The organism is Legionella anisa (assembly GCF_001467525.1).
Classification (GTDB): Bacteria; Pseudomonadota; Gammaproteobacteria; order Legionellales; family Legionellaceae; genus Legionella; species Legionella anisa.
Window position 1 is genome coordinate 145,299 of record NZ_LNXS01000022.1, and the last position, 26,533, is coordinate 171,831.

The window sequence follows — 26,533 nt, forward strand, 5'->3', positions numbered from 1 at the left end:
ACGTTCTTGCCATTTTGAAGATTGGTTATTTTTAAATCAACTCTTTATATATAATGACTTAGCGAAGCCTCGCTGCTTATAGCACAAAATTGTTCAATTTTCAAGTAGATTGATTAAATAATAATCAATTATGTGATATGATTTATATTATGAACATATAAAATATTATTTTGATCAGTTAACGACCATTTAATGCTTATACGATAACATTTGTATTATATAAATACAAAACCCATGGAGGGAATTATCATGTTTTCAAAGCTATTAAATGCTCCTATTATTCCTGAATTCTCGATGAAGGAAATAGAACTACTTACTAATGCAATGCTTGCTATTTTTCCAGAGGATAATAGCAATGTTTCATATGATGATTTTGTAAATTCTATTAATACGATTTTTCAAAGTGAAATTGCGAAGCATGCTCCAACTACTGACCCTTTTTTTGGGAGGGTTGTTTATGATCCTCCAGAAAGAGAAGCGAAACGCAAGATTTTACAAGGATGGCAAGATGTAATTCTTGCAAGCGTTGAAGGAAAGAAGAATAGTACTATTTCATTAAATGATGTAAATGGCACTTTTTATGATGCGTTAAAAAGTCTGTTTTTGGGAGTTAATCCAGAAGCTTATCGATACCTTTGTCTTTCCACCATCCGAGAAGGTTTAAATAATAAGGAATGGATGCAGATCATAGATCTTCATACAAGTGATCCTAAACATCTACCAGTTACGGTTGCCTCTGATGTGGAGCGTTCTTCATTTGTAATAGGACAAGTTGCCAGAGCTAAAACTGATGAAGAGCTGGAGCAACAATTAGAAAAAGGTTCATTGTCTTTTTGGATTAGATATGGACGAAGTAAAAAGTTCATTGAAGATAATACATTTATGAATCAAAATCTGCGTCCTTTAGAAAAGCTTGCATTTGAGAGTATTTTTAGGTTTGGTGAACTAAAAGTACGCAATGAACTAGAAGAGCGATTTAAAACGAAAATGGGTGCTTGGACGGATATATCAGAAAAGATGATGACGGCGCTCAATTATACGAAGCTTCAATCCCAAACTTTTATACAAATTTACTCTGAGCTTTTTTCTGGATCGGAAGACCTCAATGAAATAGCTGATATTGCTGCAGAGAAGATTAAAGACTTAACCAAAGAAACCCAATTGCCCGAAGTAGATACTGGCTTGGAAGGTTTTTTCGAGAGTGTTGCAGCACAAATGAGAGAGGTGACAGTTGAAGCTGTGACTCAAAAGATAGACGAGACAATTGAGACCGTTTCTAAAACGATGGATGAGACATTTGATACCGTAACTAAAGCTATGGATGAAGCAAATGAAGCAATAAACGAAGGAATTGACACGGTAATTGAAGTTATAGCTGAGGCCCCAACTCAAATTGGGAAAAAAGTGGAAGAGGTAAGGAACGAAGTAGTAGAAACTATTAACAAACCTGAACCTCCCTACGAACCATTTTTTACACAGGATCCAAAATACGTCTGGAACTACCGGGTAGATGTTATTGATCAAGAGCAAACATTCCTGTTGGCATCGGATCAAACCGAGAGAATAGCTAACTTGAAAGCTTATTTTGAGGATAGAATTGAGGAAATTTCCAAGCTGGAAGACGATAGTTACACGGCATTTATAGCGAAATTCGCCGAGGAGTTACGTGGTCTTTCTATTAGTGAAACCATTAAAGCGGGCTTATCTGAAGAATCAGTAGATTTTGAGAATTTAAACCTCCATTTAAGGTTCGCTCTTCCTTTTAATCTGTTAAAAGAGTCATTAAGTGAAGGCCTTGATGCAGAGGGACAGCGTAGGGTTAATGAGCTTTCTTCCCTGATTATGGAATCAACTGCCAATGCCTTCAATAAATGGGCTTCAGGTGAAGAAGAGCTTGTTAGTAAACAGCCCAGTTTGAGTCAAATTGACTATGTATTGGCGCAAATGCAAAAAGCCAGTGCTTACTTATCAACAGCGTTTCAGGATAAATTAGATCATACTATTGAAACGTTAAATGCTCGTCAATTGTACTTTGATCAAACAGAAGAAGAGTTAAATGACCTTGAAGAAGATCTAAATAATCACGAAAATTATCTTGCTCAGATGGAAGAAGAATTGGAAGCAGAACTGGATAACACTGATGAAGCAAATAATAAGAGAGAGCAAATTGATACTGATAGAGAAGCGATTGCTACTACAAGAGAGACGCTTCCTATTGCGAGAAAACAACTTGAGGATGAGAGAAAGCAATTTAACGCTGAGAGAGCGCAGATGTTGACTGAAATTGAAGATTATCCCAGCACAGTAGAATATGGAGCCGGATGGGAGTTTACTGCATCTCTACTGCATACAGATTCTGGTAGCTTACAAATGAGTTATAGCGAACAAACTCAAGACAAAGCAGAAGAAGAACAAAGAAAGTTAGTAGAAGAACAAAGAAAGTTAGCAGAAGAGCAGTTAGCAGAAGAGCAGTTAGCAGAAGAACAAGAAAAACAGAGAAAACAAGAAGCCCGACAACAAGAACTTGCAGCTTGGCAGCCAAAAAAGAATGCATGTCTTAGGCTGATTGACAAAGAAATAAAAAGGCTCGATGAGTTTAGCTTGTTTGCTAATGATGAGATTACTCAGGAAAGAATAATTGCATTTAACACCTTGAGAAAAAAAGTAGAGTTAACTAAAAATATTGGTCAGTTATGCCTTGAATTGAAAAATTTTGAAAACTCAACAATACCATTTATCAGGGAAAATGAAACAGAACCTCGTAATCGAGCTATCTCCGATATATTAAAATCCAACAGATTTAGCTCTAAAGCTGAAATATCTGAAGATACTAAAAGCAATAAGTTTTTCCAATCATTGAAGAAGAGGGCAATGACGGACTACGTAGCTCAACTGGGTAAAAAATTAAGCGAAGAACAGGAGCCACGTGCACGCAAGACCTTGCTTGATAAGATTCAAGAACTGCTGCGCGAAATTGCACAAATAGGCAAGAAAAAAGTGCCTCAATTGGAAGTGGTAGAAGAGGTTGAAAATCCAATACAGCCACAAATAGTTGCAGAGGTTGAAAATCCAGTGCAATCGCAAGTAGTAGAGGTGCCTCAAAAGAAAAAAGGACCTAATCCTAAAGATGAAAAAGCAGTGGCTTCGTATCTTACCCAAGAGCTGAGAGCCTTTAGTGCTGAGAACCCAGAGTGGTTTAATACGAACCGTCAGATTATTCCTAAGAAGACTGTGGGTATTCTTTCAGCGGCGAAGGATTTCATTGGTGTTGATTCAGATGAACTTCGGATTATAAAAACAAACCAACTTTTAGGTGAATGTACTGAGCGAAAAATAAATGCTATTGCAAAAATAGTAAAAGAGATTCAGAAACTTAAGGAAGACAAGGGGGTATTTTCGACTCATACACCCCATCAGAGAGAAGCAAAAATCGCATTACTTGAAAGATTTATGAATAATTTGGGGTGGAATCCTAAGCAAAAGCCTGAATTTTTGCCTGCGCTCATTGATGATAATGTGACTGTAACTGGAGTTAGGAACAAGATATTCGGTGACCCCACCAATAAAAAAGAATCCATGATGCCAGCATTTACCACTCTTGGTTTCCAAAAAAGATCTACATTTTTTGGCGAGTCAGCGCTTCAAACTTTTGTTAAGAAGTTACCTGGGGAAGTAAAAGATCCTAAGCCAACAGAACCAAAAGAGACAATGGATTTGAAAATATGACAAGGAAATAAACTACCCCATCCATTTCGAATTGAGCAATTTTGAAACGGATGGGGTTTTTATTAGAATACACTGCTTAGATCCTATATATACACGAAATAAAACCAATTTAAAGATCTATTTGATATAGGTACTGATGAGTGCACAGTATAAAAATCAAAATAATTAATCTGTACTATAATTTACATGCAAAATAAATAATTCTTGGAGTATTTGCATGCCTTCCCATACTAAAAATAGGACTCAAGAAGATATTGATTCCATACATCAATATTACATGGAAATTATCAATTCAATGCCCAATATTGTTTATTGGGTGGATGCTGAATGTAATCTAAAGGGATGTAATAACAATTTCATCAAATTATTAGGGGTAAATACACTCAACGATTTAAAAGGCACTCCTTATCAGCAAATGGAACATTTTGTTCATTGGAATAAGGAACGAATCGAAGAGTTGAAATTAGATGATATGAAAGTAATTTTTTCGGGCGTTCCTCAACATAATGTAACAGAAAAACCAATCGAGGACAGCTCTGGTAAGACCTCATACTTCCTCTCATCGCGCATACCTATGCATAATCGAAACAATGAAATAATTGGTTTGATCGTTATTTTAAATGATATCACTTTAAATAAGGAACTTGAGTTCCATGCTGAAGTTTTAGAAGAAAACAATCAAAAAATTGAGAATTCATTAAAAAAAGAGGGTTATTTACCTACAGTGCTCATGGTAGAGGACAACATTATTGCACAAAATGTTGAGAAAGCGCTATTGACTGCATTACATTGCCAAGTCGATATAGCAGATACCGCTGATAGTGCACTAAAATTATTTCATCCAGGAAAATATGATTTGGTATTGATGGATATTGGATTGGAAGACTCTTCAGGTTATGTCGTTGCAAAGCAGTTGCGTCAAAAAGAAAAAAATACGCAACACCATGTTCCGATTATTGCCTTAACTGGTTTTGAGGCGGATGTTGTAAAATACGATTGTCAACATTACTTTATGGAAGGAGCAATCAGTAAACCATTAACCTGTGAGCAAGCAGAACAAATCATCAAACACTATGTGTATCATATGGATGTTCCAGTGCGTGGTTTGAAGACGACTTAGTATCCTGATATGATCTTCGTTTTTTAAAGAAGATTCTATGAGCAGTAATTCAGCTGAAACCCGCCGTATATTATCTTTAGATGTTTTTCGTGGATTGACCATGGCATTAATGGTTTTGGTCAATAGTCTTGGGACTCGAACTTCCTACCCTATATTGACGCATGCTGAATGGAATGGTTGTACTTTGGCTGATTTAGTGTTCCCGTCATTTTTATTCATAGTAGGAATCACGACAGTCATTAGCTTGAAAAGGCATGTAAACGAAGAGAGTAAGGCCTTATTATATCGAAGTATTTTTAGGCGTACTTTTCTTTTACTTTTCTTTGGAATGTTTCTCAATATGTTCCCAACTCATTTTGATTTATCAACTGTACGGATTTATGGCATTCTACAACGTATTGCTGTGTGTTATTTCGTTTGTGCTTTGCTTTATCTTCATACCTCAGTTAAAACACAAATTTTAATTTTTTTGGGTATACTTATAGGCTATTGGTATTTTCTGACCCAGATTCCAATCCCTGCCCCTGGCGTTGATCAATTAAGCATGATAAGAAATTGGCCTGGTTATGTGGATCAGATGCTGCTTACTCCTACACATTTATTATCGAAAACATTTGATCCTGAAGGTCTGTTAAGTACTATCCCTGCGATTGCCACCACTCTATTTGGACTTTTAATCGGACATTTTTTGCTGACATCAATCAATAAACAAAAGAAAAGCATCATTATGATTTCAATAGGGATATTATCTCTCTTATTTGCATGGATATGGAGTTATAGTTTTCCGATTAATAAAAATTTATGGACAAGCACCTTTGTCTTATGGAGTGGTGGTTTTTCACTTATTGTTTTTGGCTTGTGTTTTTTTGTTATTGACGTATTAGGTTATACAAAATGGTCATTACCCTTTAAGATTTTTGGCATGAATGCATTATTTATTTTTATTTTTCATGTTATTTTGCTGAAAATTCAATCCCTGTTTGTTGTTCCCTTGCCTAATGGGTCACAAGATGTCTTGCGTGTTGCAATTGCAGAATATTTATTTGGAGGTTTTAGTCCACAAAACACAGGACTATTCTATTCATTACTTTTCCTTTTCTTAAATTTTTTAGTGGCTGCATTTTTATACCGACGAAAGATATTTATAAAAATTTAGCCTAATTTTCATAATAGGTCACGGGGAATTTGGATGCATTGTAGCCTGGGTGCAGCGCAGCGAAGTCCGGGTTCCGCTGCGCTGCACCCAGGCTACATTATACGGAGCAAGTGACTTTATGAAAATTAGTTCATTTTGACCAAGACAGTAGAAATGTAAACAGATCTTAATAAGCTGTTCTCAGAAGTCTTGTCTAGGCACGCGTATTGTTCATTTTTCCTGAGTTAGCTATAATAACAGGTTAGATTAAACCATCTGAAGTTAATGGAGTCGTTTTCGATGCCAATTTATGAATACCAATGTACAAGTTGCAATCATCATTTTGATTTAATGCAAAAAATCAGTGATGAGCCTGTAAAGCAGTGTCCAGTATGTTATCAAAATACTGTGGTTAAGCTTATTTCTGCGGCTGGTTTTCAACTTAAAGGCAGCGGTTGGTATGCTACTGATTTTAAAAATAAAAACGGTAAACCCCAGGAAGCAGCAAAAAATGACGACTCGGCTTCAACAGATAAAACAAAAGATACTTCTTCATCAAAAACTACTCAAGATGGTGATAAAAAGTGAAAACAATGTCGTTAAGAAGCTACTTACTCGCTGGATTGGTAGTATGGTTACCCATACTTATAACCATAGGCGTGCTACGCTTTATTATTGACTTACTCGACAATACCGTGGCTTTAATCCCCAAAGCGTATCAACCTGAACAACTCATTGGGCATTATATTCCAGGTATAGGAGTTATCTTATCACTCATCATTTTGCTCATTACCGGTGTAATTGCTACAAATTATTTGGGGCAACGCTTAGTAGGGTGGGGGGAATCTGTTCTTAGCAGAATTCCTCTGGTTCGCTCAATTTATAAAACAGTAAAGCAAGTCATTAATGCGGTATTATCTACAAACAGTGAGGCCTTTCGTAAGGTGGTTTTAATCGAATATCCTCGTAAAGGGTTATGGACTATCGCTTTTCAAACAGGTACAACAAATACTGCAATAAATAATAAAACAAAAGAGGAAATGATATCGGTATTTATACCTACTACTCCTAACCCCACATCTGGTTTTCTTATGATGCTCCCCAGAAGTGATGTTATTGAGTTAGATATGAGTATTGATGAGGCACTAAAATTTATAATTTCTTTAGGAGTAATGCCGCCACCATCAGAGGCAGCATTAGCAAACAATCTGTAAAATTTAAATAGGCGGTTTTTATATGCGTACACACTACTGTTTGGGCGTAGACGAGTCAAGTTTAGGAAAAGAGGTTACTGTATGTGGGTGGGTACATCATCGTCGCGATCATGGTGGTGTAATATTTCTTGATATTCGTGATAGTTCTGGCCTATTACAAGTAGTATATGAACCTGAAAATAAAATATCTTTTTCAGATGCAGAAAAATTGCGTTCTGAGTTTGTGGTGCGAATTACTGGAGTTGTACGCAAAAGACCTGATGGAATGATTAATGAAGCCATGGCAACGGGTAAAGTTGAAGTGGTCGGTTCCAAATTGGAGATTCTTAATCAATCACCTACGCCCCCATTCTTGCCTGACGATTTCCAAGTCGTAAATGAAGACCTACGTTATAAGTATCGTTATATCGATTTACGGCGTCCTTCAATGAAACATAAATTAGTTGTACGGCATCAGTTGAATAGTTGTATTCGAAGTTATCTCAATCAGCATAACTTTCTTGATATTGAAACACCAATGCTTACAAAAGCAACCCCAGAGGGAGCTCGTGATTACTTAGTACCTTCTAGAGTTCATCCTGGAGCATTTTATGCTTTACCGCAATCGCCACAGCTATTTAAACAATTATTAATGATTTCGGGTTTTGACAAGTATTATCAGATTGTTCGGTGTTTTCGTGATGAAGATTTACGTGCTGATAGGCAGCCTGAATTTACGCAACTTGATATTGAAATGGCTTTTATTGATGAGGAAAACATTTTAAATCTTATTGAAGGCCTGTTAAAAATAGTCTTTAAGCAAATTCTTAATGTAGATTTACCTGAAAAGCTACATAGAATGCCTTATGCTGAAGCAATGCGACGATTTGGGAGTGATAAACCGGATTTACGTAATCCTTTAGAGCTGATTGATGTAGCAGATCTAGTCAAAGAATGTGATTTTAAAGTATTTTCTACTGCCGCCAATGATTCAGAATCCAGAGTAATCGCCTTGCGACTGCCTGGCGGATGTGATCTCAGCAGAAAAGATTTAGATGATTACGGCCGTTTTGTAGGTATTTATGGTGCTAAAGGACTTGCTTACATTAAAGTAAATAATCTTGATGAGGGGATAGAGGGTTTACAATCACCTATTTTGAAGTTTCTCTCTACAGAAGCAGTACAAGCAATTCTACAACGCACAAAGGCTCAAACAGGAGATGTGATTTTCTTTGGCTCCGATAAAAATCATATCGTTAACGAATCTATGGGCGCCTTAAGAATAAAGTTGGGACATGATAGAAAACTACTCAAAGAAGGCTGGGAATTATTATGGATTGTGGATTGGCCGATGTTTGAAAGAGATTATGAGAACAACAAATTAAATCCCATGCATCATCCATTTACTTCGCCCAAGGATCTATCACCAGAGAACTTACGTGCTAATCCAACACACACCTTAGCGAAAGCTTATGATATAGTAATTAATGGTTATGAAATTGGTGGAGGATCCATACGTATTCACCAATCTGATTTACAGAAAGCAGTTTTTGAGTTACTTGGAATCAATGAGCAAGAGGCTCAAGAAAAGTTTGGCTTTTTGTTGGATGCCTTACAATATGGAGCACCGCCACATGGTGGTATTGCCTTGGGTATTGATCGTTTAGCTATGCTACTTACGGATTCAACGTCAATTAGAGATGTGATTGCTTTTCCTAAAACTCAAACAGCATCGTGCCTTTTAACGAGTGCGCCATCGCCTACGGGCAACGCACAATTAACTGAATTGGGAATAAGACTTGCTCCAACTACTCAGACTAAATAGTATATTAAAACTTGGTGGAAATTTTGCTAGCCTAGTAAAAAAATCGATTACCCCTGCGAAGTCAGGGGGTTACTCTCCAGTTGGTACTAGAACCAATTCGGAAAAGGACCTCTGTATTCGCAGAAGTGGTGCCTTCTTAGAGAAAATATGCGTATTCGCTGTAAATCAAAAATATGGGGCACTTTTATTCTTTTTACTTTTTTCTTCCTTAGCTACAGCTGCTTCTGCTCCTCCACCTGTAAAAAAGCAGGCTAGCTTTACTGAATACTTAACTCAAGAAAAAGCACATTTAACGGCAGCCATTCAGGATGCAAACCAGCCAATACGGCTTAAAAGCGAGAAAGAGTTTAGTACCAAAATGAAGCAAGTATCAGCGATACGTTCAATGACGAGCGTCAAAATTGCAAGTTTGGAAAGCTTTCTCGATCATCAATATAAAGAGCAAAACAGTTTAAATCAACGTTTGAAGCTGCTTCAACAGATGCCTATCGTCAAGGAAAATACAACCATTCCTGAGCGAGTAGAAAAAGTGGAGAAATTGCTGATTATTAACAAACAAACGACTGAGCTCGTAGTTGAAAATCTAAAGCTTGCCAAGGAATTTCAAACCACTATCAACGATGAAATAAAGCATTTGGAGTTGTGGCATGCAAATTTTGTACTGGAACAAAAACTCATACAGATTAAATCATTAAAAGAGCAGCTCAATAAACGCTTAAATAGACTTTATGAAAGCAATAGTACAACACAACCGATTAAAAAGTCCAAACCATCAACACCGTTTACAGCAGCAGATTATGAAGCGATGCGGTTGATTAGTAATCAAAATATTGCGGCAATTCAAAATCATTTACATGCTTTAAATATACAAAAAACTGTGGTCAAAGCAGATATTATTTATCTTAAAAATCCAGATACAAAGAATTTACAGCTCATTACAGATATTTATAAAGATGCATTAAATCAATACGCCAAGGTTGAAAAAAACATCCGACAAATTGGAAATTTTTTAACCAATGAAACCAAACTTGTTGTAGCACCCAGTTTAAAGAGAGAAATAAGTTCTTTACAAAAAACATTGGCACAACAACTTAAAGAGGCGAGCATACAAAAACAGCTTCTAGCCAAAAGTCTTTCTGACTATCAAGCCCAGCTCAAAAAGTTGATGTCCTCTCGACAAACCCTTGCTGATTACAGTTTTAGTAGTTGGCCGATTATTCTGAAGAAAATAGCGGCCATTCCAGGTTTATTCTATAAATACATCAAGACATTAAGTTTAAAGGTTTATGACAGCTATTTATGGCTAAGTCCTTTATCCATGGTCATGTTATGGGGTGGTTTTGCTTTTATTGCGATTTTTTTCTTTATGATAGGTCGCATATTAAAGATACTGCGACGGGACAAAGAGCGATCGCGTTTAACAGGATACCTATATGATGGAGCGCTTGTTTTAATACAAAGAAACTTACCTTATTTTTGTATTGCGACGATGTTATGGGCACTGCTTTACATAACTCATATTTCTTTTTCCAATTATCAACTATTCTTTAAACTAATTGCAGTATGGTTTACTTTTAGAACGTTAATCTTAATCGCCCGTTTGGGTTTACTAGAACGTATCACTGATTCGTCAGGTAAAGATGTCAAACTTTATTACCGTTTAAAATGGCTATTACTATTTGGTGGCTGGACTACAGCTTTAATGACTATTGGTCATTTGCTGCCTTTATCGATGCTGCTTCAAGATATATTTAATCGCTTATTTATGCTCTTTATTTTAACCGTCTCTTTGGTGGCATGGAAAAGTAAAGATGTTATTCCTTATCTTCTGCGTCCCATGCTAAAGAGTCAAAAAGGATACGTCAAAAATGCTATTTATTTGTTGGTTATTTTAGTTCCTACAACATTGTTTACAACGGCGGTAATTGGATTATTAGGATTTATTAATCTAGCATGGAGTATGAGCCAATATCAGGCTTATGTACTGCTTGTACTTGTAGGATATATTTTTGCTCGAGGTTTACTGTTCGATGCCTTGGAATTATTTTCTGAGTTGATGATTTCCTCATTACGAAATGGATGGTTATGGATAGAAGTTTTTTTAAAGCCATTAGATAAGATATTAAGAATCCTGTTACTTCTGGCAAGCATTCATGTTCTTTTCCAATTGTTTGGTTGGTATTCCGATTCATTAGTGATGGTCAGCTTGGGTAAATTCGCGCAATATACTGTTGTAAATATCCCAGGGATCCATATTACTGTTACTAGCACTATCGAGTTTTTTATTCTGCTTGCAGTTTTTGTTTGGGCTTCCAAATGGACGCGTGAATTTTGTTATCGTTGGGTATTTAAAAATGCTAAAGATGTAGGGATTCGTAATAGTCTTTCAGTTTTTAGTCAATATTCGATTGTTCTTTTAGGTGGTTTTGTTTCTCTCCATGTTCTCGGATTTGATTTTAGCGGGATGTCAATGATTATTGGTGGACTTGCGGTCGGTATGGGATTTGGTTTGCGTGATTTTGCCAGCAATGTTGTCGGGGGGCTGATGTTGCTTGTTGAAAGACCCGTACGTGAAGGTGATTTAGTGACTATTGGTGAGCATGAAGGACGAGTCGCCCATATCGGCATTCGTTCTATGAGAGTTTCTTCCTGGGATAATATGGAGGTGTTGATTCCCAATGCGGAAACTTTTAATAAACCATTTACTAATTGGACACATCAAGACGGTATTGTTAGGACAGTTGTTCCTATAAAGGTTAGCCGCTCTGATGATGCAGTTATGGTCCAGCAACTCATACAGGATATCCTGGCTACTACCCCAGAAATCGTTGCCGATCCTCCCGCACAAGTTTTCCTTAAGAAGATTGATGAAGCGTTACTTGAGTTTGAGGCTCGATATTTCATTAACGTTCAAGTACATACTCGTTTTGAAGTACGGTCCAAGGTATTGTTTGCTATTATGGCTCAGTTTAAAGCAGCGAATATTAAACCTCCTATTGAGCCACTTGCAATTGAAATTAAAGAGGGACAAGGTGATTCCACTGTTAAAAAACAGACTTCCACCGAAAACTGAAGCTGAATTGCTCGAGCGCTGTACCCGTATTGCAGGCCTTAGTTTTGCACAATTAGGTTTGAGCCTAGGGTTGTTCATTCCGGTTCATCCTAACCAACGAAAAGGATGGGTTGGTCAAGCAATTGAATTAGCCTTGGGAACTGATGCCCAGAATAAGTCATTGCCTGATTTCCAGGATTTAGGTGTAGAGCTAAAAACACTTCCTCTAAATAAATTGGGTAAACCCGCCGAATCAACATTTATTACTTCTATTCCTTTGCTTACAATTCATCAGCAGCAATGGAAAACATCACAGTGTTATGCCAAGTTAAAACGTATTTTATGGATTCCCGTAGAAGGGGATACCGAAATCCCATATCCCCAAAGAAGGGTTGGAGAAGGCTTTTTATGGTCACCAGATGAAGTGCAAGGAGATATATTAGAAGAAGATTGGAATTATTTATCATTTCAAATCAGTAGTGGACACCTTGAAACACTTGATGCGCAATCAGGTGAGTATTTACAGGTGAGACCTAAGGCTGCGAATGGAAAATCATTATGTTATGGCTATGATATTCATGGCAATAAAATCAAAACATTACCTCGAGGATTTTATTTAAGAAGCAGTTTTACAGCAAAAATTTTATCGTGCTCTATATAGCAATTAATAAGGATTAAAATGAAATTACATGCAACACTTATCATAGCTATAGTTTGTTTATTGGTAGAACCAGTCATGGCCAGAGAATGTCATTTACCAAGAGAATGGCAAAAATTATGTCCAATTTTACAGTCCAGAGTTGAGCATACAGCTCGTAAAATGAAATTACAAGAAACAGCAGCACACTCTCTGGAAAATTATATACAAACCACGCAATTTAACTTTTTTTATTTGTCTCAATTACAATTTATTATGCCAAAAACTTCAACTGAATTATTAATGGCTACCTATAAGAGAGGATTAAATAAGAGCGAAGCGGAAAAAATGGCAAAATACTTGATCAAACTGGTTGATTTTTATAAATTTAAAAATCTTCCCGCTTTTGATAATAATACCTCACATCTCATAGGGCGTGAGTGGTATGAAATTGATTATTCTGGTGAGAATATGACGTGGAAAAAACAAAAGGAAAAATATGCTCCTTATGGCATATCAAATTTTAAATCCTTAGTGTGTCTGCAGAAATTTTTTCCTGTGGAATCCAAGCTTCCTTATTTCAATAAAGTGTATCAACCAATGAATAATTCTAGAGTATGATAACCCCTATATAGGTCATCAATCCAAATATTGGCAGATTTACAGTGAATGATAAGCATTGTAGCCTGGGTTCAGCGCAGCGAAACCCGGGTTCTGCTGCGCTGCACCCAGGCTACTATACTTAATAGCCGCTAAGCTAAGGAGAAAATAGAATAATTAGCAACTTACTCAGACTTGGAGTGACCTAAAGTGAGTACAGATGGCAACATCTCTCGTATTTGCTCTACGGGCTGCCTTACTTTTGCCATTAATAGCTCTCTGAAATGAACGTCCGTAGCAAAATAGCGGATTGCTCCTTCAACACCTTTATACACACCTACATCAAGCTCTCGTCGCTCCACACTTGCCTTTAAATCTTGAAGACGATTGAGATCAACATCTGATTTAGGAGATGAGAAGAGGGAGTAAGCATAGGAGAATCCACTCCAGATAGAGCTTTTAGTTTCCTCTCCTCCAGTTATTTTTTTCCATACTAACATAAATTCAGTCGGACATAAGGGAGCCATTAATTTAATCATACGTTGAATATTTGGATTGGAGAGTATTGTTGTATTATCCGTTGTTCCATCATATTCTGGCTGATTTTTTTTCAAGCTCCAGTTGTAAATAGCCTTCATTTCATCAAGCTGGTTATGGAAATCTGCAAGACTGAAATTTTGAAGAATATAGCCAGCAGCACCACAATAAAGAAACATACTTAGAAAGTAATTAGCAAATTCAGGAATTGGCAAAAGAAACCCTGCAAGCCAGGTGCCACCCCAAGCTGTTAAACCAGTACTCATGCCTTGGAAAAGATACATTAGATTGGCATTGTACTCAAAATCATTAATATATTTTTTAAGTGCAGCTTGCTGTTCCTCATCATTTAAATTAAATGCTTTGGAAGTTAATGCTTTTAAAGCATTAGCTCGGTCTTTTTTTGCTCTTTCAACTGCGGTCATTCCATCAACAGTAAGTTTGCCCACGATACTCTCCTTGAAAAAATTACACTAAAAATCCTATTCATCCTACCTGAAAAAACAGGATTTATGCTATTGCTTTTTATAAAAAATATATTTACCGCAAATAATCTATACGGTATTGTTTATGAATCATAGGCATCAATATATTATTGTTATGTGCCATAAGAAAATACACTAGGGATCATTTTTATTTGACAAATCAACTGATTATAACTAATCTTTGATTGTGCAATGCAACATAAGGAGATGCTAAATGAAAAACGAATTTTTTGAGCAAAAAATGTTTAACAGTTTTGAAGCTCCAATGCAAAAATTAATGGAACTCAATGCTAAAATGATGCAAAACTTATCCTTAATGAAACCAATGGATTTATTAAGCTTAAAGAAACCAGAAGATTTCTTTGAAAGAAATATGGAACTATTTATCCAAAATAGTAATATGACACTAAACTATATGAGAGAAACGTTCAGTATTCTTGAGCATCATTGGCTCAATGTTTCTCGAAATATGGAGCAACACACTAAAAAAGCAGTAAGTGAAGCTTCATCTGTTATGAAGAAAAGTATAAAAAAGACAACCGCTACAGCGAAGACCGCTGCAAAGAAAGCTACTTCCTCTGCAAAAAAAGCGTCTGTTACTCTTAAGAAAGCTGCATCTTCCGCTAAAAAAGCTTCTTCTACTCCTAAAAAAGCAGTGTCTTCTGCTAAAAAAGCTTCTTCTACTGCTAAAAAAGCCGTATCTTCTGTTAAAAAAGCTTCTTCTACTGCTAAAAAAGCCGTATCTTCTGTTAAAAAAGCTTCTTCTACTCCTAAAAAAGCCTCATCTCTTACGAAAAAGGCAAGCATCAAAAAAAGTACTAAAGTAGCCGCACCAAGTAAAACATCTACACCCTTAAAAAATGCTCCAGCAAAACCAACGATGATGCATACTAAAGCACCTACAAATCAGAATGCACCAAAACCCAGTGTGACTGCTGATAGTGGTATGCCTAAAGTAGGGGGGATGGCTGAAAAAAGTAGTAGTATTAAAGACCTTGGCATTCAAAATATAAGTAAAAATCCCATGCCAAGTGAATTCCGCAAATAACAATTAAACTTTTGAAAAGCCTCCATATCCGTGGAGGCTTTAAATTATCAAAAATGACTTCATGACGAGTCTCATAGGCCACAAGATCTTCTCTCATTATTTCTTCCAACATCATGCGGTAGAGTATCATAAAACTCTATAGTGGTATTTCGATTTTTGCATGGCTGACTCATTATTTTATGGTAAGCTGCTTGGATTAAAATTAGGTAACATAGATTGCAGTTCTTTTGCTAGGGAGTATAACAGTAAGTCATTTCCTTGAGCAGCCCCCAATTGTATTGATACTGGCAGTTGATTATGCATCATAACAGGGAGAGTCATTGCTGGTAGACCCGCTTGATTAAATATTGAAGTAAATGGAGAAAACTCTACATTTTTCTGCAAATAGCTCTCGAATTCATCATCAGTTCTTAATTCATTTATAAATAAAGGAAGTTGAGCTAAAGCAGGGGTTAATATTACATCATTTTGATTGAGCAAATGATGTAATGGTTGAGTAAGTTGGTATAAACTGTTTTTTGCAATGAGATATTCATAAGAAGTAAGGGCTTGCCCACGTTGATAAAATTCCCAGGTAACTGGTTCGAGTTCTTCACGTGTTGCTTTTCTTCCTAATTGAGTTTCTTGAAGCTTAATCACCACATAGGTATTTGCTGCAATAAGAGTAATCACACAATCACCAATTGCATTAAGATCCAGCGCTAAATATTTCTTCTGAATTGTATGGCCTGTTTTTTTTAATAGTTCTTCAACTTTGCTTACTGCCTCAAGGCAGGGTATTGCAACAGGAACTGATGCAAAAATCCCCTCTAAACAAAGAATATTTAATGACTTTTTATCAACTGGAAGAGGACGCACACGGAATTGATCTGCTAATTGATTGAATAATGCTTCTGAATCTCTAAGAGAGCGTGTTAAGACAAAATTTACTGCTAAACCAGACCATAATTCATTAGTCAAAGGGCCTGTTGGTGTTAGACCCACGGTCGGTTTAAATCCCAATAAACCGCAACATGCAGCAGGAATTCTAATAGAACCACCTCCATCGCTTGCTGTGGCAACAGGGGTAATACCCACTGCAACCGCGGCTGCTGAACCACCTGAAGAGCCACCAGATGTTCTATTGGGATCATAAGGATTACGGCAGGGACCCAATAAAACAGATTCAGTAACATACGAAAGACCCAGTTCAGGAGTATTTGTTTTCGCAATAGGTATAAAACCTAATGCAAGCATTTTACTCACAAAATCGCTGGTAAATGGAGCAACATTCGTAGCAAAAAAGCGTGATCCTTCCGTACTGCGAATTCCTGTAATGGAGTGTCCTAAATCCTTAATTAATAATGGAACACCATAATAGGGCTCTTTACCGCTAAGTTTTGCGAGACATTTTTTTGCGAAATCAGAGCAATCAGTAACAATTGCATTGAGGGCAGGGTTGACTTCTTGTATTCGTGAAAGAGCACAATTCATGGCATCATCAGGGCTTATTTCACCTTTTTTGATTCTTTTTGCCAGTTCAATCGCGTCACACTGAAGATATTCTTTTAATAACATTAAGTACCTACTTGTATTAAAAATCCAGGAACAACGAACCGTGTTCCTGGATTAAAATCATACAAAAACAACCTATTCGTCATGACACTTTTTAAATTTTTCTGCCATTTTTTCTTGCATTTTTTTCATTTTATTTTGTAGTTCTGTTTTTTGTTCTGGCTTAAGGACTGCATATATTTGATTTTTTGCGGTTATCTTCGCTTTAATCATATCACCAATCAGTTTTGTTTTTTGATCAACTAAACCATCAACTGTTGCTTGATCCATAGATGCGGACTCAGCTTGTTGATTGATTTGTTTACTTAAATCTTTCATTTGCTCTGCACTATTTTTCATTGTTGTTTTAAGTTGTTCTAAGATGGGCTCTATTTTAGATTTTTGGCTTTCATCAAGTTTGAGCGACTCGACCATGCTTTTCAGGCCTTCTCTACATTCACCGGAATGAGCTAAAACTACTGGACTGAGTGCTAAAGTAATTGCAAATGCAGCAGTCTGTACCATTTTTTTATACATGATATTTCCCTTCCATAGTTAGTGGTAAATCATAATTTAGTATAGATGCTCTAAATGGTTTTTGTGAAAGAATATTTTTAAAACAAATGAGATAATTCCTAAAGGAAAGTATCTTAATATTCCCATAATAAAAGAATGTTATATTTAAAATGTATCATTTTAATTGAGAAAATATATGACTAAAGTGAACCTTAAATACGCTACGAATGGGCTGGGTTTCTTTAATCAAATTAGCCAAGTAAACGCGATCATTAGCCAATCTAAGAAAAAGAATTCACTTTCTCAATTTACTGCTGCTGATGATGTAGAGATTTGCCGAGGTATGAGTTATGCCGCATTTCCTGAGTTAGTAGAATTAGTAAATGAAGGTGGTCAAATAACTGTAGATGGTTTTCGTAGTTGTTTAAAGAATAGGGGCATAGATGATTTAGCATTTCAAAATAAAATCTTAAATATGACACTACAAACTAGAGAGGGTGTTCAATATGCCGCGGGCAGGATAATTGACACTCTATTATTGGATAATCAGTGTTATATGTGGATGCTCCGAGATTTCCCTTATTTTAAAATAGAATTAGAAGTTGATGATAATAATAGTATTAATCTTATATTTAATGGTACATGGGAAGCGTTTGTTACAGAGGATCCAACAGGACCTAGAGAGAATGCCGTTAAAGCCTGTGTTAAAATAAATATATCTCGGGAGATGGTGGCAATCACCTCTTTTGAGCTGACACAATTATCAGATAATCCTTCTGCAACTAGAGCTTTTGAGCTTCTTGAGGCCAACCAACAAAATATTCTTATGAAGCTTATTACGTTCATACAACATGCATTCGGATATAATTGCGAGTTTAGATTAGAAGAGCAGCAAGAGGATGATCAAAGTTGGCCCCCTACTTAATTCTAATGACATTAAATGGGGGTCTACATCCTGTAGAACGCTTTAAAAGAAGTATTGTTCATTGTTGCAGACGAATCAAAAATATCGTTCACTTTATCAAGCACTTAATAAGTGAACGATGCTCATTATTTCAATAAATTATAAGTCTCTACGCCTATACAACGTCTAAACTCGCATTATCTACAGAATATGAATGAGCCCCCGTTCCAGCAAACCTGCCCTTATCAACGATAAGATAAACATCACGAATAGGGCGTCCTTCTAACCAACATTCCAAAATTTCACGCGTCCCTGCAGCATAACGCGCTTGTGCTGATAAAGAACTTCCAGAAACATGTGGCGTCATGCCATGGTGAGGCATTGTTCGCCACGGATGGTCTTTAGGTGCGGGCTGTGGAAACCATACATCACCTGCATAGCCAGCAAGTTGACCATTTTCACATGCTTTCACCACTGCTTCGCGATCACATATTTTCCCTCGAGCAGTGTTGATTAAATAAGATCCGCGCTTCATTTTATTAATCAAGTGTTCGTCAAATAAATTTTCAGTTTCTGGTGTTAAAGGACAATTAATGGTTACTACATCGCATGCTTGCACCAACGATTCAACATGATTATGAAAAACAAGACCTAATTCTTTTTCGGTTTTTTCTGGTAATCGATGACGATCGGTATAATGCAACTTCACATCAAAAGGTTTTAAACGTTTCATGACTGCCAAGCCAATTCGTCCGCACGCAATAGAACCTACTGTCATTCCCTCAAGATCGTAGGAGCGTACAACGCAGTCAGCAATATTCCATCCTTTTTGAATAACCCATTGATTAGAGGGCAGATAATTACGAACCAAAGAGAGGATCATCATGACCACATGCTCGGCGACGCTGATACTGTTTGAATAGGTTACTTCAGCTACTGTAATGTTATTTTGTTTTGCTGCTTGCAAGTCCACATGATCAGAACCAATACCTGCGGTAATGACCAATTTCAATTTTTTTGCTTTAGCAATTCGTTCAGAGTTTAAATATGCCGGCCAAAAAGGTTGAGAGATAACAACATCAGCATCCGGTAATTCCTTTTCAAAAACTGAATTTGGACCTTCCTTATCTGAAGTCACCACAAATTGATGTCCCTGTGCCTCAAGAAACTGGCGTAAACCCAACTCACCAGATACTGATCCAAGTAAAGTACCTGGCTTAAAATCAAGATGTCTCGGTGTCGGTGCATTTTGCCCATCAGGGTAGTGTTCTATTTTGGGAAGCGTATCTCGTGCATAATACTTTGGATACCCATTAATTGGATCAGCATAGAGAACACAAAGAATTTTAGCCATATATTTTTCCTTAAATAAAATGGTTAAATTGAGTTTCAACGTCCGTCTCTAGCACATGTAAGCGACACGAATGATAGAAACACTTAATTTAGCACTGTAGATCCTAATCCATACTAAAATTATCGACTTAATATAATGAATTTATTCTGTGTACTTGTAAACTATTATCACTAAATAAATTTTTTGACTCATACTCGTTGGATACAACATGGTGTTTCTAAGCAAAGACACAACAAATATCCAGATAGTTGAGATTATGATCAATAGAGTTTTTATTATTTAACTCACCAGGAAAGACAGAACCAGAAACAATGAAATCATTCTGATTTAATTTCTATTGATTAGATGGGTTGCAAGCACCCAGGCTTGCTTTAATAGACTCCTTAGGGGGAAGCCTAGCCTTCGGAAAAAATTTTCCGGACGCCTCTTAGGTATAAAGCATTTGATCATGAGCGGTATTATCTAACTTATAACTCTTTATTTGATCCCTTAATTTGATTCGATCATTTGTATCTCTAAGATTAAAATCATCACCAAAATGAAGCAAGGTCTTCTGTTCCAAGATACCTTCCAGTAAATAGGTATCTAACGAGTGATTGTGGAGTGTGGAATAATTATCAAAATGTTCTTTAAGGTGTACAATTAATACTTCCGGTGTTTTTCCTTCGATTAATTTTTTTCTTAATTGTTCTGCCCGATTTTGGCCAAATGCAGAATAGTGACGTACCTTGCTAAAAAAACCTAACTCATAACCGCGACCATCATCAAGATCTTTATTTGTGCGCCATGTTAAATAATTGTCTACTTTCTCAATTAAAGTAGTGCGTAAGGTTTCGAGATCATTAGTCTGGCGATCTACTTCAAGAACATGTTTATCAAAAGTTTTTGGCTTAACTCCAGCCTGTACCTCTAGTATTTTTGCGGTAAGCCGCTGATGAAATTGAGCAGGATTTATTTGGTCGTGCAGTACAAGACATTCTCTAGAGACAACCAATGCCTTTTTATTATTACCTTGCTGACTTTGTTTAACAACACACTGAAATTTCCCTTTACCTAAAAGTTCCTCCATGAGCTTTTTACATTTATTATTCATTGGCCTCACCTGGCCTGATGAAAAATTATAGGATTCAATACTTGGTTTTAAAATAATTTTACCCAAACTCTGAGGTTTTTTGGAAATATGGACAAGGACATTATCAATTCCCAGTTCATTAAGTGATTTTTGTAGTTCTCTTTGATAATGACGAAGGTATAAATCAACACTTGTCCGATCAAACTTAGTTTTGTCCTTTATATATGAGGCGCGGAATTCACTAAAATTATAATATTTGATGCTTTGATCTTGAAATTCTTTATAATCAATATGCGAATCTGCTATTAATGCAGTACCTCCTGGCTGTACTAAAAAGATATTTTTCTTTTTATTGGGCAATGTAGAACCAATCGGTATTAATGGTGCGTCGATCTTAATGGAGTGACCGAATTCTTCCGCCCCTTCTTCTCGAGCAGCTCGAGAGGGATTATAAGGATAGGTAGAGTTTCCTCCTGCAGTGGCAAATCCTGAAAACCCTTTCTTTACCGGATCAAGCTTCCCAGCTAAAATTTTTCCTTGTTGATCTTCTGAAACTACCGCAGTTTTTCTTACTCCTGTATTCTTCATTAAATAGCTTGCTAATTGACTCAGTGATATTCCCTTTATAAGTAAAACACTCTCTTCAATTTCCATGTTGGAAGGAGCAATCTTAAACTGCTCGCAAAGGTGTTGAATTATATGTTGTGGATCTGCTTCTGGTGGAAGTGCTATTGCAGTTGTTGTATCGTTTCGTACGTTTACTCTGGGTCTGAAGCCATCAAATCCATCTCCCTTATATGCATAACGATGAAACTCATCTTTTACCGATGACAAATAGCCAAATGAGGAGAAAAATATTTGTAATGAGTTCTCAATGACATCTATTTGCAGTGCCGCAACGAATTCATCAATAGGCATAGTAATCTTAACATTCGGTGTATTGTCTATAGCATTTTCTCCAGCAAGTCGCTGAAGGATAGGGAATATTCGGGGGTAGGGCTGTTTGTCTACTTGAATTATAATTGTTCCATCAAGATTTATTTTGACATTTGGTTTTAAGGCATTCGTGTATTGAGATGTAAAACTTACAATGGCATCAGAACCACCGCCTTTTTTTTCATATTTATTGAAAATCCCGTATTTATGAAAAATTCGTTGTAAATTAAGGGCAATTTGTTCTTCTTGTAGCGCATTTTTTCCATATTTATTTTGCACGTATTCCAAAATTTTTACCTTTCGTGCTTTTAAAACATTTATTCGTATATTCTTATCTTCTGCTGTATGGCCCGTACTATTGACTAAGTCCTCTATGTCTTGATCACCGAATTGCGCAATCATTAACGCACCTTGTAAAAGATATTTACGTTCACTTTGTTCAGATTGAAAGAGTTCAGAAAAGAAATGTTTCACACTTTTTATATTTAGAGCTGGTGTATCAGAACCACCTCTAGTTTTAAATATTCCAAATCTTTTATTTGTTGAGTGTAACAAGAATGGCGCAATACTGTTTTCATTAAAATTTACATCATCCTGACCTTGAACCACACTTCGGAATCCTGAAAATAAAGCTGCACCTAGATCAACATTAAATATTCGATTATCAGTGTCTACTACAAAATTTTCTCCGGTGTTATTAACAAGATCTCTGTTACCAAGCCAGCAATGCATAAGATGACTTGCAAGAACCAAGTCCCTGCTTGCTTGTGGTAGCGTTTGAAATGTATCTTTTAGGCAATTTTTAACACCAGGAAGCTTAGATGACGCAACATAGATTAATCCTTGTTCATCTTCTACAGCAAACATATTGGGTACTAAGACACCTGCAGCTTTTAGAAATCGGGCAGCTAAAATTTCATCCCATGAACGCCAATTCATAGCTTTCTTTTGGGGAAGCTCCCAGCCAGGACAAGAAATTCGCTTTACCAGGTAATCTTTTCCAGTGCTTTTATCCCTAAAAACTCCTCCTTCACCTTTGCCGCCAAATTTAGTTTTCTCACTTTTTTTAAGATAAAACCCCTGGAGTTTCTTTGTTTTTATTTCTTTTTTTACAAACATACTTGACCAAAACACCTAACGAATGTATTAATATTATACAGTGCAATAAAATAAAAGTGAATCGAAAATTGCCTCCAAAGAAGTCAAATTGAACGAGTATAGGTCTTTTGGCTCCGCACACCAACATAAAGAAGCTCATAACGGTATGAGCGCTATGAACCTCATGACAATCGCCTACTAGGATAATAGTCAAGTAAAGCAGGGTGAGATACAATAATTTTATTGATTTGAATCAAGATCTAAGAGTGAATATAAAAATATGGTTTATGTTAATAATCTAAGAAAAAGACGTCCAGGTCTTTGCTCATGAGTAACATCGACGCTAATACCAAGATCGAATTTACAAACACTTTACGAGGTCTTGCAGCATTATTTGTTGTACTCTCTCATTATTTAAGTACTTTTTGGTATAAGAGGGACTCTGTAGCGCATCTGATTCATGCACCACTCCTATCTCCAGAAACACATGCAACACCGTTTTATGTAGTATGGCTTAACCTTTTTCCACTATTTGATTGGGGAGCTTATGGAGTAGGTTTATTTTTTATTATCAGTGGTTTTGTTATTCCTTTTTCACTCCTAAGAACAACTAGCGTAGGTTTTTGTGTCAATCGTCTTTTTCGTATTATTCCGACCTATGTAATAGGTTTTAGTATTACTTTATTCGCTCTTTTTTTATGCGGAAAATATTTTTTATCCGTTTGGGCTTATTCCTTTCAGGAAGTATTCATTCACTATATCCCAGGAGTTCGAGATATTCTTGAGTCAAGAAACATAGACGTAATTATATGGACTCTTGAAGTAGAAATGAAATTTTATCTTATTGTCGCTTTATCAATTGCTTGGTTTCGCAATAACTCACTCAAGGTTTTTTTAATTCCTGCAGTTTTATTTCTTGCTACCTGTTATATGTCGCACATGATTCCCGTGTGGGCGATAAAAAATTTATCAGCCTTTATCAGAGCAGAAATTTATATGATGTCATCGCCATATATTATTTTTATGTTTATTGGCGTAGTGTTCCACTATTTATACTGTCATAAAATCGCATCCGACACAGGATATTTTTTAATCGGTATTTTATTTGTCATGTTTTGCATTGCATGGTGGACGGGACCTTATTCAGAGAACTTAATATTGGCTTGGAGTTATGCTTTTGCTTTACTAACTTTTATGTTTGCCTACACATTTCCTCATTTTTTTAAAGCAAATCCCCTAGTTAATTTTTTAGCTGATATTAGTTATCCTTTGTATATCGTGCATAGTATCGCAGGATATGTTGTTCTTCGGGTCATGCTCGATATGAATTTTAAAATTTGGACTGCACTCGCCTTAGTTTTTATTGGCTCCCTATTGTTGTCTTGGCTGCTGCATGTATTTATTGAGCGGCCAACACAGAGGTTGGGAAAAAAATATGCAGCAAAACGAAACACGAACTCTTTAAAGAAGCCAGCTTTGCTAGAAACAGTAATAAAGTTATTGCGAATAAAACAATCACGAGAATTAACCTAGGAGTTTTATGCCAGCTTATGAAACCATTTTAAGCAAACAAGAGAAAAAATGGCTTTTAGACCGACGTGTCACAAGACTCTCTGACAACAAAGAGGTTCAAATATACCCCATGGGAGCTGAGCGTTATTTAGCATCCGCTTTGGCTGAGCACCAAAAAAATCGATATGATATTCGAGCTGATTTTCAAGGAAAAGATGTCCTGATTATTCCTGGATATGGAAACAGTAGTTTTTTATTTGCGTTAGCAGGTGCAAAATCAATTACTGCTTATGATAAAGATCCCGTTACGATTGCCTGGATGAAAGCATTTAAAAAGTATTACCTTTATCGTGAATACGATGCTCAAGGAAATCCATTGCCATCAATTGGCGAATTATTTGCTGCACTTACATGCTGGTATCCACCGCTAGTGACTCTACCTAGCGGAAAGTTGGCTCATTTTTTATTCTGGATAATTCATCCTAATTCATTAAGACGTGCCTATATTCATTACATGGTGTCGCTGGTTCAACGTGCAATTCAATCCAAAACCCAAAGTAATTTTGAATTGGATAAAAACATCCAGTTTCATGTGGGTACAGTAGATAACATAATTATGAGTAATAAGAAGCAGACTTTTGACACTGCTTTTGTTCCTTATCTTTTAGGTGTTGAGAACGGGATAGAAAAAGAAAAAGATATAGTGCACTTTATGGAACAATTAATCAAAATTATTCCTGAGGGACATATACTGGTTACCCCTTCAAGAGATACTAAAGAGCATTACTTTATGGGAAAAAATTATTTTGTAACAACAGGTTACTCAGATATTCAAGCTATTCCCGAATTAAAAAAGTATGTTATTGGAGAGGATAAATACTGGTTTCGTACTCAAGGGTTGGCATTATTTGGAGCACATCACTGATGAATTTAAGTTACATATAGGCATATATTTTGATTGGAGGCAGCAACAATGGAATACAAAACTTTAGGTAATACAGGGCTACTTGTTTCTACTATTTGTTTAGGAACAATGACATTTGGTGGAAAAGGCATTTGGGAAGCAATCGGTGCGGTTGGCCAAGCAGGTGTTGATAGCCTCATCAAAGCCTCTATAGAAGCAGGAATTAATTTTTTTGATACTGCGGATGTTTATTCTGAAGGGGAAAGTGAATACATTCTGGGAAAAGCTTTAAAAAATCTCAATGTCGCACGAAAAGATGTAGTGATTGCTACTAAAGTGTATGGAAGAGTAGGGCCTGGTTATAATGATATAGGGGCTTCTCGGGGGCATATTATGGATGCTGTTAATGCAAGCCTTCGCCGTTTGGATACAGATTATATTGATTTGTATCAAATTCATGGAAATGATCCTATTACCCCAATTGAAGAAACACTAAGAGCACTTGATGCATTAGTACAACAGGGAAAAGTACGTTATATTGGATGCTCTAATTGGCAAGCGTGGAAAATTGCAAAAGCACTGGGAATTTCTCAATTCAAAAATCTGGCTCGATTTGATACCTTGCAAGCTTATTATTCATTGGCGGGACGGGATTTAGAGCGAGAAATTATACCGTTGCTGGAATCCGAAAAAACCGGTCTTCTTGTTTGGAGTCCGCTTGCAGGAGGATTACTTTCCGGTAAATTTAGTCGTGAGAATCAAAAACCCGAAAATTCACGTCGTTCTAATTTTGATTTCCCCATCGTCGATAAGGAGCGTGTTTGGAAAATCCTTGAGGTGCTCCGACCCATTGCGCAAAAACATAATAGCAGTGTTGCAGGGGTTTCATTAGCGTGGTTGCTTACAAGACCCGCTGTAACCTCTGTAATTATCGGTGCCAAGCGTATAGAGCAATTAGAAGATAATTTGGCAGCCGTGACATTAAAGTTATCTGCGGATGAAATAAAAGAGTTAGATGAGGTAAGTGCCCTACCTCCTGAATATCCTGGTTGGATGCTTCCTTTCCAAGCTTTAGACCGATTGGACCCATCAGTACACCGTTTTGACGAATTCAATAAAAAATAATTCCAGTGTTCAGAGCTCTACTATGTAGAACTCAAAAAATATATTCTAAATTAGCTCTCTTTTTAGAAGATTTGGCATGAGCAGAAACAATTGAGTAATCGCTAATAATCTTTAGACCATGCCAATTTTATTGGCATGTACCCTCAAGCTTGTCCCTCTTCCAGGCGTTTACCTACATTTATTTTTTCCCTAATTTTCCTTTTCCTAATTTTTATGCCATA

At 36.5% G+C, this 26,533-nt stretch carries 19 protein-coding genes; 14 read left to right on the forward strand and 5 right to left on the reverse strand.

The genetic code is table 11. From position 1 onward, the window contains the following. The first annotated feature begins 249 nt into the window (after positions 1-249). The 9 genes from Lani_RS07960 (at position 250) to Lani_RS08000 (ending at position 13,309) form a co-directional block, all read left to right on the forward strand. The gene (locus tag Lani_RS07960; RefSeq protein ID WP_019232283.1) at positions 250-3,726 is read left to right on the forward strand and encodes a phage tail tape measure protein; all 3,477 of its coding nucleotides are present in this window, start codon (positions 250-252) and stop codon (positions 3,724-3,726) included. 217 nt (positions 3,727-3,943) lie between these two features. Continuing rightward, complete coding sequence (locus Lani_RS07965; protein ID WP_019232284.1) at positions 3,944-4,846, forward strand: response regulator; 903 nt, start codon at positions 3,944-3,946, stop codon at positions 4,844-4,846. A 37-nt stretch (positions 4,847-4,883) separates the two neighbouring features. Next, on the forward strand, positions 4,884-6,002 hold the full coding sequence (locus Lani_RS07970; RefSeq protein ID WP_019232285.1) for an acyltransferase family protein: 1,119 nt from the start codon (positions 4,884-4,886) through the stop codon (positions 6,000-6,002). Positions 6,003-6,281: 279 nt separating this feature from the next. Then, positions 6,282-6,569 (forward strand): FmdB family zinc ribbon protein, encoded by a 288-nt coding sequence (locus Lani_RS07975; RefSeq protein ID WP_019232286.1) that lies wholly within the window; start codon positions 6,282-6,284, stop codon positions 6,567-6,569. Further along, positions 6,566-7,195 carry a DUF502 domain-containing protein gene (locus Lani_RS07980; RefSeq protein ID WP_019232287.1) on the forward strand — a complete coding sequence of 210 codons (630 nt, stop codon included), beginning with the start codon at positions 6,566-6,568 and terminating at the stop codon, positions 7,193-7,195. The genes Lani_RS07975 and Lani_RS07980 overlap by 4 nt, the downstream gene beginning before the upstream one ends. 22 nt (positions 7,196-7,217) lie before the next feature. Next, positions 7,218-8,999, forward strand: coding sequence for an aspartate--tRNA ligase (gene aspS / locus Lani_RS07985; RefSeq protein ID WP_019232288.1), 1,782 nt, complete (start codon positions 7,218-7,220; stop codon positions 8,997-8,999). Next, positions 8,974-12,072 carry a mechanosensitive ion channel domain-containing protein gene (locus tag Lani_RS07990; protein ID WP_019232289.1) on the forward strand — a complete coding sequence of 1,033 codons (3,099 nt, stop codon included), beginning with the start codon at positions 8,974-8,976 and terminating at the stop codon, positions 12,070-12,072. The genes aspS and Lani_RS07990 overlap by 26 nt, the downstream gene beginning before the upstream one ends. Beyond that, a complete protein-coding gene (mutH, locus tag Lani_RS07995) occupies positions 12,032-12,712 on the forward strand; it encodes a DNA mismatch repair endonuclease MutH (RefSeq protein WP_019232290.1) in 681 nt (226 codons plus the stop codon). Before Lani_RS07990 ends, mutH begins: the two co-directional genes overlap by 41 nt. An 18-nt stretch (positions 12,713-12,730) precedes the next feature. Next, positions 12,731-13,309 (forward strand): hypothetical protein, encoded by a 579-nt coding sequence (locus tag Lani_RS08000; protein ID WP_058388497.1) that lies wholly within the window; start codon positions 12,731-12,733, stop codon positions 13,307-13,309. A 164-nt stretch (positions 13,310-13,473) separates the two neighbouring features. Here the strand turns inward: Lani_RS08000 and Lani_RS08005 are convergent, their stop codons facing one another. Continuing rightward, positions 13,474-14,274 carry a hypothetical protein gene (locus Lani_RS08005; RefSeq protein WP_019232293.1) on the reverse strand — a complete coding sequence of 267 codons (801 nt, stop codon included), beginning with the start codon at positions 14,272-14,274 and terminating at the stop codon, positions 13,474-13,476. A gap of 250 nt (positions 14,275-14,524) precedes the next feature. Here Lani_RS08005 and Lani_RS08010 point away from each other — a divergent pair, with 250 nt between their 5' ends. Next, entirely contained in the window at positions 14,525-15,358 is an 834-nt protein-coding gene (locus tag Lani_RS08010) for a hypothetical protein (protein WP_019232294.1), read from the forward strand. Between the two features lie 177 nt (positions 15,359-15,535). Here Lani_RS08010 and Lani_RS08015 read toward each other — a convergent pair whose 3' ends face one another. Next, positions 15,536-16,915 (reverse strand): amidase, encoded by a 1,380-nt coding sequence (locus tag Lani_RS08015; protein ID WP_019232295.1) that lies wholly within the window; start codon positions 16,913-16,915, stop codon positions 15,536-15,538. Between the two features lie 72 nt (positions 16,916-16,987). Next, on the reverse strand, positions 16,988-17,428 hold the full coding sequence (locus Lani_RS08020; protein ID WP_019232296.1) for a Spy/CpxP family protein refolding chaperone: 441 nt from the start codon (positions 17,426-17,428) through the stop codon (positions 16,988-16,990). A gap of 175 nt (positions 17,429-17,603) precedes the next feature. On the opposite strand from Lani_RS08020, the gene Lani_RS08025 reads away from it, so the two are divergent. Continuing rightward, positions 17,604-18,332 (forward strand): hypothetical protein, encoded by a 729-nt coding sequence (locus Lani_RS08025; RefSeq protein WP_019232297.1) that lies wholly within the window; start codon positions 17,604-17,606, stop codon positions 18,330-18,332. Between the two features lie 154 nt (positions 18,333-18,486). Here Lani_RS08025 and Lani_RS08030 read toward each other — a convergent pair whose 3' ends face one another. Beyond that, positions 18,487-19,665 carry an NAD-dependent formate dehydrogenase gene (locus Lani_RS08030; RefSeq protein ID WP_019232298.1) on the reverse strand — a complete coding sequence of 393 codons (1,179 nt, stop codon included), beginning with the start codon at positions 19,663-19,665 and terminating at the stop codon, positions 18,487-18,489. Between the two features lie 427 nt (positions 19,666-20,092). Beyond that, complete coding sequence (locus tag Lani_RS08035; protein WP_058388498.1) at positions 20,093-22,792, reverse strand: hypothetical protein; 2,700 nt, start codon at positions 22,790-22,792, stop codon at positions 20,093-20,095. A gap of 306 nt (positions 22,793-23,098) precedes the next feature. Here Lani_RS08035 and Lani_RS08040 point away from each other — a divergent pair, with 306 nt between their 5' ends. Genes Lani_RS08040 through Lani_RS08050 form a run of 3 tightly spaced genes read left to right on the forward strand, consistent with a single transcriptional unit; the run spans position 23,099 to position 26,312 of the window. After that, positions 23,099-24,304 (forward strand): acyltransferase family protein, encoded by a 1,206-nt coding sequence (locus tag Lani_RS08040; protein WP_019232301.1) that lies wholly within the window; start codon positions 23,099-23,101, stop codon positions 24,302-24,304. Between the two features lie 7 nt (positions 24,305-24,311). Then, entirely contained in the window at positions 24,312-25,208 is an 897-nt protein-coding gene (locus Lani_RS08045) for a hypothetical protein (RefSeq protein WP_019232302.1), read from the forward strand. 48 nt (positions 25,209-25,256) lie between these two features. Beyond that, positions 25,257-26,312 carry an aldo/keto reductase gene (locus tag Lani_RS08050; protein ID WP_019232303.1) on the forward strand — a complete coding sequence of 352 codons (1,056 nt, stop codon included), beginning with the start codon at positions 25,257-25,259 and terminating at the stop codon, positions 26,310-26,312. Positions 26,313-26,533: the final 221 nt, after the last annotated feature.